This window comes from Devosia ginsengisoli, assembly GCF_007859655.1.
Taxonomy (GTDB): Bacteria; Pseudomonadota; Alphaproteobacteria; order Rhizobiales; family Devosiaceae; genus Devosia; species Devosia ginsengisoli.
On the sequence record NZ_CP042304.1, the window covers coordinates 802,937 to 815,119 of the forward strand.

At 63.6% G+C, this 12,183-nt stretch carries 9 protein-coding genes and 1 riboswitch; of the genes, 2 read left to right on the forward strand and 7 right to left on the reverse strand.

The window, feature by feature from the left end:
- Positions 1 to 21: 21 nt before the first annotated feature.
- From FPZ08_RS03930 to FPZ08_RS03960, 7 genes are all read right to left on the reverse strand, one after another.
- A complete protein-coding gene (locus FPZ08_RS03930; RefSeq protein WP_146288776.1) occupies positions 22 to 864 on the reverse strand; it encodes a MurR/RpiR family transcriptional regulator in 843 nt (280 codons plus the stop codon).
- A 121-nt stretch (positions 865 to 985) separates the two neighbouring features.
- Complete coding sequence (locus tag FPZ08_RS03935; protein WP_146288777.1) at positions 986 to 1,963, reverse strand: DMT family transporter; 978 nt, start codon at positions 1,961 to 1,963, stop codon at positions 986 to 988.
- Between the two features lie 102 nt (positions 1,964 to 2,065).
- Positions 2,066 to 2,214: riboswitch (FMN riboswitch) on the reverse strand.
- 569 nt (positions 2,215 to 2,783) lie between these two features.
- Positions 2,784 to 4,787: an aldo/keto reductase gene (locus FPZ08_RS03940; protein ID WP_146288778.1), complete on the reverse strand. Its 2,004-nt coding sequence runs from the start codon at positions 4,785 to 4,787 to the stop codon at positions 2,784 to 2,786.
- A gap of 125 nt (positions 4,788 to 4,912) precedes the next feature.
- Positions 4,913 to 5,992: an ABC transporter ATP-binding protein gene (locus FPZ08_RS03945; RefSeq protein ID WP_146288779.1), complete on the reverse strand. Its 1,080-nt coding sequence runs from the start codon at positions 5,990 to 5,992 to the stop codon at positions 4,913 to 4,915.
- Positions 5,993 to 6,002: 10 nt separating this feature from the next.
- Complete coding sequence (locus FPZ08_RS03950; RefSeq protein ID WP_146288780.1) at positions 6,003 to 6,815, reverse strand: carbohydrate ABC transporter permease; 813 nt, start codon at positions 6,813 to 6,815, stop codon at positions 6,003 to 6,005.
- Positions 6,812 to 7,702 (reverse strand): carbohydrate ABC transporter permease, encoded by an 891-nt coding sequence (locus tag FPZ08_RS03955; RefSeq protein WP_146288781.1) that lies wholly within the window; start codon positions 7,700 to 7,702, stop codon positions 6,812 to 6,814. Before FPZ08_RS03955 ends, FPZ08_RS03950 begins: the two co-directional genes overlap by 4 nt.
- A 69-nt stretch (positions 7,703 to 7,771) precedes the next feature.
- Positions 7,772 to 9,040, reverse strand: coding sequence for an ABC transporter substrate-binding protein (locus FPZ08_RS03960; protein WP_146288782.1), 1,269 nt, complete (start codon positions 9,038 to 9,040; stop codon positions 7,772 to 7,774).
- A 108-nt stretch (positions 9,041 to 9,148) separates the two neighbouring features.
- Here FPZ08_RS03960 and FPZ08_RS03965 point away from each other — a divergent pair, with 108 nt between their 5' ends.
- Complete coding sequence (locus FPZ08_RS03965) at positions 9,149 to 10,063, forward strand: helix-turn-helix domain-containing protein (protein WP_146288783.1); 915 nt, start codon at positions 9,149 to 9,151, stop codon at positions 10,061 to 10,063.
- Positions 10,064 to 10,066: 3 nt separating this feature from the next.
- Entirely contained in the window at positions 10,067 to 12,160 is a 2,094-nt protein-coding gene (locus FPZ08_RS03970; RefSeq protein ID WP_146288784.1) for a CHASE2 domain-containing protein, read from the forward strand.
- Positions 12,161 to 12,183: the final 23 nt, after the last annotated feature.

Genomic DNA, 12,183 nt, shown 5'->3' on the forward strand with positions numbered 1-12,183 from the left:
GGAACTTGCGCCTGCTGTGGCTTATCGGCGGCGGCGCTTCTCGGCAATGCTCACGGTAAGGGCCATGGCAAAGGCCATGCTGGCCGAAAGCGAGCGGAATCCGGCGTGGTCCGCCTCCACCACCTCGAACCATTCCCGCGAGCATTCGGCCAGCGGTGAAAAGGCGGAATCGGTGAGCGACACCACCGGAATGCCCCGCGCCGCCAGCGCCCGTGCCTGGGCGGCGCTTTCCGAGGCATAGGGCGAAAAGCTGATGGCGAAAGCGGCATCGTCAGGCGTCGCCATGGCCAGCAGGTCATCGTCTATGCCGGCCGAGGTGCCGACCAGTTGGCAGCGCACTTTCAGCTTGCCGAAGGCGTAGGCCATGTAGCTGCTGATGGGGTAGGAGCGCCGCTTGGCGATGAGGTAGATGGTCTCGGCATTGGCCAGCAGCGTCACCGCGCGCTCGAAGGCATCGGGCTCCACAGCGGTCGCTATCGTATCGATCGAGCGGTGCGCCGCAGCGATGAAGCCGTTGAAAATCGTGGTGCTTTCCGCCAGTGCCGCGCCATCCTGCTCCAAGGCGCGCAGGCGCTCCTCATAGGACGAGGTGCGTTCGCGCAGGCGGGCGCGGAACAGCAATTGCAGGCCGGAAAAGCCGTCAAAGCCGAATTGCTGGGCAAAGCGCACCAGCGTGGAGGGTTGCACATCGGCCGACAGGGCAATGCTGGCCGCCGTGCCGAAGGCGATATCGTCGGGATGGTCCAGCGCATAGGCCGCCACTTGGGTCAGCCGCTTGGGCAATTCGCCCCGCCGCTCCAGTATCGCGGCGCGCAAAGTGTCGAAATCCTGGGGCGGGGTGATTTTGGCTGATATCTCGGACATTGGCGCGCTCCGGCTTTGCGCCACTAATCCTCAATCCGCGCCGCTGATCAAGAAAAATTGGAAATTTTATTCCGCATATGGAACGGCTGCCCCCGGGACAGATGCCGGGAACAGCGAGGCGTCAGGCCATGCTGAGCGTGCGCCGCTGGTTGGATTCCACCCAGAAGATGAAGGTGGAGGCGGCGAGGATCAGCGCCGCGCCCGGCCAGAACCAGACGGACGGCACCTGCGACAGGAAGAACCAGCCCAGGAGGCCACTGAGCGGCACCTTGAGATCGCCGAAGGGCTGCAGATAGGTCGCATCGGCCGCCTTGTAGGCCACGGCCAGCAGGTATTGCGCGGCAGCGGTGAGGGCGCCGAGCAGGACCAGCAGTAGGAGGGCAGTCCCGCCGGGCAGGGCGAAGACGTTGTCGGCAAGGCCCGCCGGCAGCAGGCCGGGGGCACCGATGCCGAGCGCCCAGACGGCGAGCAGGATCAGCAGATGATTCGGCGTCACCAGCACGAGCAGCGAAATGGTCAGCGTTTCGGGGCTCTCGCCCTGCTTGCTGAGATATTTGGTCAGCACATCAGTCGTGGCCCAGAGGGCGGCGGCGATGACAGGCACCAGCGTCGACGAGGTCAGGCCTTCGGCGCCGACGCCCGAGACGATGATGGCACCGGCAAAGCCCACGAGAGCTGCCCCTATACGGGCAGCCGAAGCCCGCTCGCCGAGAAACAGCGTCGAGCCGAGAATGATGAAGAGCGGGCCGGTGGCCAAGAGGGTCACCATCTGCCAGATCGGTACGCCCGTGGCGAAACCATAGACGAAGACATGCACGCCCAACGCCGAGGCAAAGGCACGGATTTCGTGGGTGATCGGGTGGCTGGTGCGCAGATTGCCGAGGCCGATACGCAGGATCAGCGGCAGGGCCAGCACCGAGGCAATGACATATTGCCAGAAGGCCATGCCAGTCGAGCTCATGCCGAAGCCGCCATACTCCACCGGGGTCGGCAGCGCCGACTGCAGCAGATTGCTCCCGGCAAAGGCGAGACTTGCCACGATCATGAAGAAGGCGCCGGTTGCGGCGCCATTGCGGGGAAGAGAGGAAACCTGGCTCATTAAAAGTCCTTTCCGTAACCAGTTTCCTCAGGGTTACGGGAAGTGGCGCCATTGCCTGCGCCCGGCCCAAAATGGGCTGCGGACGCCGACAAGCAGCGTTGGTCCCGTTCTCTTTCATCCGGACTATACCGTCGGCTCCGGAATTACACCGGATCTGCTGACCCCTCGGACACTGGTCCGAAAGCGCTCGCGGGCTTGGCGTTGCCGCCTTTACCGCCGGTGGGGAATCGCACCCCGCCCTGAGAACAATGCCGGACTATCGCCCGACACGAGGGAACATAGGGCAGGGGGCGGGGAGGGGCAAGTAGACACAAAGGTGTAACTGTGCGCCATCAGCGAACGATGAGGAAAATCTGTTCATGCCAAAGCGCCGCCTGTGATCGCGGTTGTCGTGTGTAGGCGGCCCCCGAGACGGCAGGTGCCTCTGAGTGATTTTAAAACTGAGACGCTTGCCGTCTCGGAGTGCCGGTTTTTGGAACTGTACGGGGGATCGCGCACACGCTTCTGCCCGGACTCGAACCTGTGGGAGAGGCAAAACCCCCACCCGGCTCACTCCGCCACTGTTCGCCTGCAGGCCGCCGCGCGGAGTGATGGGGAGAGGATACGCCTGATTTTGAGCAGGGAGGATAAGATGGATAAGTCGGTGCGCGTGAGTTACCCCCACCCTCATTCCCTCCCCACAAGGGGGAGGGAAGTCTGGCCGGTGGACGCTGAAGCATCGAGGACATACGGAATGCAGTCATGCGCCTCCCTCCCCCTTGTGGGGAGGGAATGAGGGTGGGGGTATGTTTGGGCACGATCTACCTAGTCGGGTCCGATCCTAACCCCTATCCAGCCAAGCCACCTGTTCCGGCGTCAGCTTGATATCGAAGGCCTTCAGGCTGTCATCCAGCTCGCCCAGCGTGCGCGGGCCGATCAGGGGAATCGACGGGAAGTCCTGGGTCAGCACGAAAGCCAGGGCGACATGGATCGGGCTGTGGCCGAGTTTCTGTGCCAGCTCGATGGCGCGGTCGCGGCGGGCGAAGTTCTTGTCATTGTACCAGCAGCGCACCAGTTCCTCATTGTCGGTCTTGTCGCGGCCGGCGCGGTCGGTGAAGAAGCCGCGGCCCTGGCTCGACCAGGAGAAATTGGTGACCTGCTTGTCCCGCAGCCACTGCTTCCACGCATCGGTGGAGGAGGTGACGCAGCCATCCCAGATCGGTACCAGCATTTCGCTCAGGGCGAAATTGTTGCTGAGCGCCATCGGCTTGGTCTTGCCCGTGCGTTCGGCATAGGCCACCGCCTCGTCGAACCGCTCCATGGTCCAGTTGGAGCCACCGAACGGCCCGCGTATGCGGCCCTTTTTCACTTCCGCATCCATGGCATCGACGAACTCGCCGACCGGCACATCGAGATTGTCGCGATGCATGAAATAGACATCGACATAGTCGGTCTGCAGCCGGTCGAGCGACTGGGTGAGCTGCTTGGCGATGACATCAGGGTAGCAGAGCGGGCTATGCGCGCCCTTGCCGATCAGCACCGCGCCCTCGCGCGTGCCGCGATTGCGGTGCCATTCGCCGAACAGCTTTTCGGTATAGCCGGCGCCATAGACAAAGGCCGTATCGAAGATATTGCCGCCCTTTTCCCAGAAGGCGTCGAGCAGGATGGCGCCCGAGGCGAAGGTGCGGAAATCTTCGAAACCCAGCGCCACGGCCGAGGCCTGCTTGCCCAGGCCCGGAATGCTCCGCTTGGGAATGGCGCCCTCATTGGGGCCGAGCTTGCGATTGGCCAGCGTATTGACGCGGTTGGCCGATTTCTCGACCGAGAATTCGATCCCGGCATCCTTGCGCCAGGCGTCGAGCACGCGGGCATTGCCCAGGCTGTCGGCCCAGCTCATGCCCGGCGCGGCGAGCTCCTGCCGCTTGGCGAAGATGGCTTCGGCAGCGGCATCGACCTCGAAGGAATAGACGTGACGGGTCTCGTTGACGCTGACCGTCTCGGTCTTCCCGCCCTTGATGATGTCGATGCGACCCAGCCCCTGGTCCCTGTTGCCATTGGCGAACCAGAAATCGGGCACTTCGATCCGGCCTTCGGAGCCATGGATGCGCAGCACATTGTCGAGATTGGCCATGACGGCGCAGGACACCTGGGCGACAATGCCGTTTTCGAAGGTCAGGATGGCTGCGGCCCAGTCGTCGGTGCCTTCGTCATTGAGCTTGGCCGTGCCGCGCACCTTGACCGGATCGGCAAAGGGCTTGCCCATGACCTGCCCCGCGACGAAGCGGGCCATTGAGACCGGATAGCCGCCGACATCGAGAATGCCGCCACCGGCCAGCGCCGAGGCGAACAGCCGATGCTGCGGCTGGAACTTGCCCATGGAGAAGCCGAAGCTCGACTGGATCATGCGCACTTCGCCGATGGCGCCGGAGCGGATCAGCTCGGCCAATTGGGCGGCCTGCGGATGCAGCCGGTACATGAAGGCCTCGCCGGCAAAGGTGCCGGCCTTGCGATGGGCATGGAATACCGCGTCGATCTCGAAGGCCGAGAGGGCGAAGGGCTTTTCCACCAGCACATGCTTGCCGGCCTCGGCCGCCTTGATGGCCCATTCGGCATGGCCGGTATGGGGCACGGCGATATAGACGGCGTCGATTTCCGGATCGGCCAGCAGGGCCTCATAGCCATGGACCACTCGCACACCGGGAAAGTCCTCGGCCAGACCCGGCCTATTGGGATCGCGCGTGGCGATGGCGGCCAGCACGCCATGCTGGCTGCCGGCGACGCCGCCCCGGAAGGCCTTGGCGATGCTGCCCGGCCCGATAATGCCCCAGCGGATTTTGGAAGTCATTTTATGTCCTATCAGTAGACCTCATCCTGAGCTTGTCGAAGGACGAGGTCGTGGCACGATCTGTGATGGCGACCTCGTCCTTCGACAAGCTCAGGATGAGGTCTTCTTGTGGTCTGGTGGGTTCGTCAGCGCAGCCGGTGGCCCTTGTCGTCGAAGATGTAGGCCTTGTCGGCGCTGATCGAGACGGTGATGCGTTCATTGCCGTTTTCGTGGCGCGATTCCTCGCGCTCGACCACCAGTGCCTCGCCGCCGGCGCTGGCATAGACATAGCTGGTCGAGCCCAGATGCTCGGCCACGTCCACATCGAGCGTGATGTCGATATCGCCCGCGCCACCCATGCCGAAATGCTCGGCGCGTACGCCCACGATCACCGGATCGCCGACCACGCCGCTGGTGACGGGCAGGGTGAGGCGGGCCTTGTCATGATGGGTTAGCTCCACTGTGATCTTGCCGGTCGCCTTGTCCACGATGGTCGCGGGCAAAAAGTTCATCCTGGGCGAGCCGATAAAGCCGGCCACGAACTGGTTGGCCGGGTCGTCATAGAGGTCGAGTGGGCGCCCGACCTGCTCGATAATGCCGTCGCGCAGCACCACGATCGTGTCGGCCAGCGTCATCGCCTCGACCTGGTCATGCGTCACGTAGATGATTGTGGTCTGCAATTCCTTGTGCAGCCGGGCGATCTCGATGCGCATATGTACGCGCAATTCGGCATCGAGGTTGCTGAGCGGCTCGTCGAACAGGAAGACCTGCGGATTGCGGACGATGGCCCGGCCGATGGCGACGCGCTGCCGCTGGCCGCCCGAAAGCTCCTTGGGGAAGCGGTCGAGCAGCGGCTCCAGCGCCAGGATGCGCGCCGCATCGCCCACCTGCCGGGCGATCTGGTCCTTGGCGACGCCGGCAAAGCGCAGGGCAAAGCCCATATTCTCGCGCACCGTCATATGCGGGTAGAGCGCATAGGTCTGGAACACCATGGCAATGCCGCGCTTGGAGGGCTCGACATCGTTCATGCGCGTGCCGCCGATATCGAGTTCGCCTGATGTGATGTGCTCGAGGCCGGCGATCATCCGCAGCAAAGTGGATTTCCCGCAGCCGGAGGGGCCGACGAAGACCACGAATTCCTTGGACTTGATGTCGAGGTCCACCCCCTTGATGACTTCCAGCGAGCCGTAGAACTTGCGAATGCCTTTGAGGCTGAGGCTGCTCATTTCATGTCCCTCATTTGACGGCCCCCAGCATGCCCTGAACGAACTGGCGCTGCAGGACGAAGAAAATGACGAGGGTTGGAAGCGTTGCGAGTACGGTCGTCAGCAGGATGACGCCGTAATCGGGTGTGTAGGCAGCCGTGAGCGCCGAGATCACCAGCGTGATGGTCTTGTTTTCCGGCGTCTGCAGCACGATGAGCGGCCAGAGATAGTTGTTCCAGGCGTTCATGAACACGATGATCGTGGCTGCCGCATAGGTGGAGCGCATGGTCGGCAGGTAGACGAAGAGGAAAATCTGCCATTCCTTGAGCCCGTCGACCCGCGCCGCATCGCGCAACTCGCCCGGAAAGGCCTTCGTCGCCTGGCGGAAGTAGAACAGGATGAAGATCGACGCGATGGTGGGCAGGATGACCGCGGTGAAGGTGTTGGTCAGCTGCGCCCGCGAGATCATGACGAAGAGGGGCACCATCAGCGCGGCAAACGGGATCGACAGGAATAGCAGCAGGAGCTGGAAGATCCGTTCGCGCACCCGCGAGCGGAAAATCTCGAAGCCGTAGCCGGCCAGCGATGAGACGGCGAGTGTCAGGATGGTCGACACGATGGCGATCAGGAACGAGTTCCCGAAGACGCGCCAGAGATCGACCTGCGACAGCAGGGTCTGGAAATTGACCACAAGATTGCTGCCCGGAGTCATCTTGCCGGTGATGATATCGGTCGACTTGTTGGTGGCGCCAACCGCCATCCAGAAGAAGGGAAAAACCGACAGGAAGGCGGCCAGCGACAGGAACAGATAGACCCCCGCCCGCCGCAGCATGTAAAGGCTCATGCCCCCCTCCTGCGGTCGCGCGCGATCATGAACTGGATGATGCTGAGCACGGCGACAATGGCGACGATGACCCAGGAGACCGTGGCCGAATAGCCGAAGCTGGGCATCATGCGGAAGGTGAGGTTGTAGATATACATCGACAGGGTCATCGTGCCGTTGCCCGGCCCGCCCTGCGTGATGTTGTTGATCTCGTCGAACAACTGCAGCGTGCCGATGGTCGACAGGATCGTGGTGAACAGGATCACCGGCTTCAGCATCGGCACCGTGATGTTCCAGAACCGCGCCCAGGCCGGAATGCCGTCGATGCGGGCGGCTTCATAGATCGATTTGTCGACGTTCTGCAGCGCCGCCAGGTAGAAGATCATGTTGTAGCCGGTCCACCGCCAGGTGATGGCGGAGATGATGACCACCTTGGCCCAGAACGGATCGGTGAGCCACGGAATGGGCGCGCTGACCAGATGCAGCGACATGAGGGCCTGGTTGATGATGCCGTCATTGGAAAACATCGACTTGAACAGGCTGGAGTAGGCGATCAGCGAGGTCACGCAGGGCAGGAACAGGATGGTCCGGAACAGGCCGCGGAAGCGCAGGGTCGCGTCGTTGAGCGCCACTGCGAACAGCAGCGCCAGAACGATCATGATCGGTACCTGGATGATGAAGAAGATGATGGTGTTGGTCAGCGCCTGCACCAGCAGGGCGTCATTGGCCAGCCGCTGGATATTGGCCAGGCCCCCGAAGGAGAAATTGTTGCCGCGCCCCACCTGGAAGCTCATCCAGAGCGACCACAGGATGGGATAGATCATGAAGATGCCGAGCAGCACCAAAGCCGGCATCACGAATGCCCAGCCGTTGATCTGCTCGTTACGGTCCAAACGGGTCTGCGCCATGCCCCCTCCGATCAAATGCAATGGTTCCAGCGGATCGGGGCGGGCCGGAGCCCGCCCCAGTGTTGGAAACTACTGCATCTGCTGGCGGAGCTGGGCGTCGATGGCCTGCAGGGCCTGGTCGATATCGCCACCATTGGCGATGTTGGGCTGCGCCCGCACGGCCAGGCGTGCTTCGGGCGTGAAGGTGCCGTAATCGACCGCCGGAACCTGGGCCAGCCAGTCCGAGAAGTTCTGCCACACCGGCTCGTCGTTGAAGAACGGGTCGCTGGCCTTGTAGGCGTCGCCTTCACGCGCGGCCAGCAGCGAGCCGACGGCGCCCTGGTTCACCAGGATGCCCTGGTAGAAATCGACATCCTCGGCCCAGACGGTCTTGAGGAAGTCGATGGCTTCTTCCTGATGCTGGGAGGAGGCCAGCACATACCAGCTCGAGCCGCCATTGTTGGAATAGTGGGTCGCGCCATCGACGCCATCGAGCGCCGGCAGGGGAGCCACACGCCACTTGCCGGCCTGGTCGGGCATGGACTTGATGGTGCCGGTGATCCAGACGCCCTGCGGCACCATGGCCACCTCGCCCGAAGTGAAGGCGCCGGTATAGCCCGTCCAGTCCGAAACCGGCTTGATGAGGCCGGACTGCGCCATTTCCTGGAAGGTTTCCAGCGAAGCCTTGAGCGCCGGATTGTCGATGATGTTCGGTTCGTTCCCGTCCTTGAGGTACCACTGGCCGGTGGACTGCATCATCATGATGATCTGGCCGTCATCATTGTAGTCCATGTCGATGAGCTGGTGGCCGGTCTTTTCCAGCACGTCCTTGCCGATCTCGATCAGGCGGTTCCAGGTAATGTCCTGGACGTCTTCCGGCTTGTAACCGGCTTCTTCCAGATAGTCGGAGCGGTAGAACAGCCCGGTCACGCCGGAGTCGAAGGGCAGGGAATAGGATTTCCCCTCATAGGTCGCGGCCGCCACCTTGTAGGAGGCGAATTTCGACATGTCGATGGAATCGGAAAGCGGCACGAACGAGCCGGGGAAGGACTGCAGGAAGCGCTGGATATTGTCGTCCTGGATCAGCACGATATCGGGCAGGCCATCGGAAACGCCGGCCAGCAACTGGGTCTGCAGCTTCTGGTTGATCTCGTCCTGGCTGACATTGTTGATGTTGAAGGTCGTGTCCGGGTGCGCTGCGGTGTAGCGCGCGCCGGCATCGGCCATGGCGGGAATGTTGAAATTGGGGTCCCAGCACCAGACCGTCAGTTCGGCGGCGGCAGCGGCGACGCTGGCCATGCTGATACCGGTGAGGGCGATAGCGAGCGTGCGGGTCCACCGCATGACATTGCGAGACATAGTCTTAGTCCTCCCTTTTCGTTTGCTCTTCCTCTGAGCGCTACCTAAGCTATCTGTCTGGCACGTGGCGTCCCTCACAATGGGCATGCGGAGTTGGCGGAAAGTAAGATGACTGAAAGGGCTTATTACGAACCGGGGACCAATGGCGTAGAGCGCCTGCCGACCGAAATGAACATGTTTCATACCTCGCCACTGCTGATGCGGTCGGCACACTGGCATGCTCAGGTCGAGGTCAACTACATCGTGCGCGGCTGGGCCCATTACCGCATGAGCGGCCACCAGGTTCGCTTCAATGCCGGGGACATGGCGCTGTTCTGGGGTGGTTTGCCCCATTGCCTGGACGACGCTTCCGACGACCTGATCTATGCCGGCGGGCACCTGCCGCTGGTGCATTTCTTCCGGCTGCGTCTGCCGCAGAATGTGCAATCGCGGCTGATGCAGGGGGCGACGCTGATCACCCAGGCGACCGATGCCGCCGACCCCTACAATTTCGCCCGCTGGAACGACTATGCCCGTTCGGGCGACCCGATGAAGGCAGGCATGGCGGTGGACGAACTGCTGCTGCGCATCGAGCGCGTCCGTTTCGAGCCCTATGCCCTGCTGCCCGGCCCGGAAGCCGTGGTGAAGGCCGTGGATGGGCTGGACCACCATTCCTCGCCCATCGTGGTCCGCATCTGCGATTTCATCGCCGACAATTTCCGCGAGGAAATCGACTCGACCGACATTGCCCTGGCGGCCGACATCCATCCGAAATACGCGATGAACGTGTTCAAGAAATCGACCGGCATGACGCTGAACGATTATGTGAACCTCATGCGGCTCAGCTATGCTCAGGCCCTGCTGATGCAGGACGATGCGAATGTGCTGCAGGTCGCGATGGATAGCGGCTTTGGTTCACTCAGTGCATTCAACAAGTCGTTCCGCAAGATCGCCGGCATGTCGCCGTCCGATTTCCGCCGCGACCTGCGCTGCCGGCCCAGCGTGCCCATGGCCCGCGCCCTTTCCTCCGCGCCGATGAACTGAGCCATGCTGACGCGGCGGCTGGCGGCACTGTTGTTTGGCGCCGCAGTCGTCATTGCGCTGATCCTGCTGCGCGCCGCCGATCCCTATGCCGTGCGCGTGGCGCGCGAAACCACCTTCGATACCTTCCAGCAGATCAGGCCGCGCCCCGAACCGCTGGACCTGCCGGTTCGCATCGTCGATATCGACGAGGCCTCGCTGGCCGCCGTGGGGCAATGGCCATGGTCGCGGCGCGATATGGCGACGATTGCCAGCCGGCTGACCGAACTGGGCGCTGCCGCCATCGCCTTCGATATCCTGTTTTCCGAACCCGACCGGCTGTCGCCCGCCATCGGGGGCAACGGCGCCGATTACGATGCCCAATTCGCCGCAGCGCTGGCGACGGGACCATCGGTCCTGGTGATGAGCCGGGCAGTGGCCGGCAGCGCACCGCCACCGCCCAAGGCCGGCTTTGCCATGACCGGCGCGGATGTGCTGCCCAGCCTGCCGGCGCTTGACAGCGTGGCTGCGCCGCTGCCGGTACTGACCCAGGCTGCCACCGGGCTCGGCGTGGCGAGCCTCGACCGCGAAGGGGCCGGCGTGGCGCGACGCCTGCCACTGCTCTGGTCCAACGGCGCGGCGCCATTGCCGACCCTGGCCGTGGAGGCTCTGCGCGTGGCGCAGAACGCTTCCACCTTGGTCGTGCTGGGCGATTCCGCCGGGGCAGGGACGGTCAATGGCCTACGCATAGGCCAGTTCGAAGTGCCGACCGGCCCCAGCGGCGATATGTGGCTCTACTATCGCGACCTGCCTGAAACGACCTATGTGCCGGCTGCGCGGCTGCTGGGCGCGGATTATGCCGAACTGGCCCCCATGCTGTCAGGCCATATCGTGCTGGTCGGGGCCTCGGCCGCCGGCCTGCTCGATATCCGCGCCAGCGCATTGGGTGAGGCCGTGCCCGGCGTTTCCATCCACCTGCAGGCGCTGGAGCAGATGCTGACCGGCACCTTCCTGCAGCGGGCCGACTGGGTCGGCGGGCTGGAATTGCTGATCATCGCCGTGATGGGCCTGGCCGTGGTGCTGGTCCTACTGCTGACCGGCCCACTGGTGGGATTGCTGTTTTCACTGGCGATTGCCGCCGTGGCGACGGCCGGAAGCTGGCTGGCCTTCAGCCAGTTCGGCATCCTGCTCGACCCCAGCTTCGCCCTGTTTGCGGCCCTGGTGACCTATGCTGCCATGGCCTTTTTCCGCTTCGCCGTGACCGACGCCGACAAGCGCCGCATCCGCCGGGCCTTTGCCCATTATGTCGAGCCGGCTCTGCTGATCCAGATCGAGGCCAATGCGGGCCTGCTCAAGCTGGGCGGCGATGTGCGCGAAATGACGGTGATGTTTTCCGACGTGCGCAATTTCACCGCCCTCAGCGAGCGCACTGCGCCGGCCGAACTGGTCGCCATGCTCAATCGCCTGTTTGCCGGGCTCGGCGCGGCCATCGTCGCCCATCACGGCACGATCGACAAATTCATGGGCGACGCCATCATGGCCTTCTGGAACGCCCCGGTCGACGTGCCGCGCCACGCCCGCCACGCCTGCGAGGCGGCTTTGGACATGCGGGCGGCCCTGCGCGCCCTCAATGCGCAACAGGCCGAGCCTGTCGCCATCGGCATCGGCATTTCCACCGGCCCGGCTCTGGTGGGCAATATGGGTTTCGAAGCCCGCTTCGACTATTCCTGCATTGGCGACACCGTGAATGTGGCCAGCCGGCTGGAAGGTGCCTGTCGGCGCGTCGGCTACGACATTCTCGTCACCGCGGAAACCCGCGCCGCCGCACCGGAACTGGCCTTTCTGGCCGCCGGCTCCGTCGTGCTCAAGGGCATCAGCCAGCCCGAGCCGATCCACCTGCTGGTGGGCGATGCGGCTCTGGCGGAGTCCGACGCATTCCAGGCGCTGGCCACCGCGCATGACGCCCTGCTGGCGGCCTGGGTCGACGGCGCAGATGCGGGTGCCTTGGTGGAACGCTGCCGCGACCTGGCAGCGGCCATCGATACCAGGCTCGTCGAATTCTACGACGCCGGCCTCACGCGCAGCGAAGACTTCCGCACAGCGCAGCCCGCCAACGCCTGACGCATCGCCGTTCGGGAACTGCC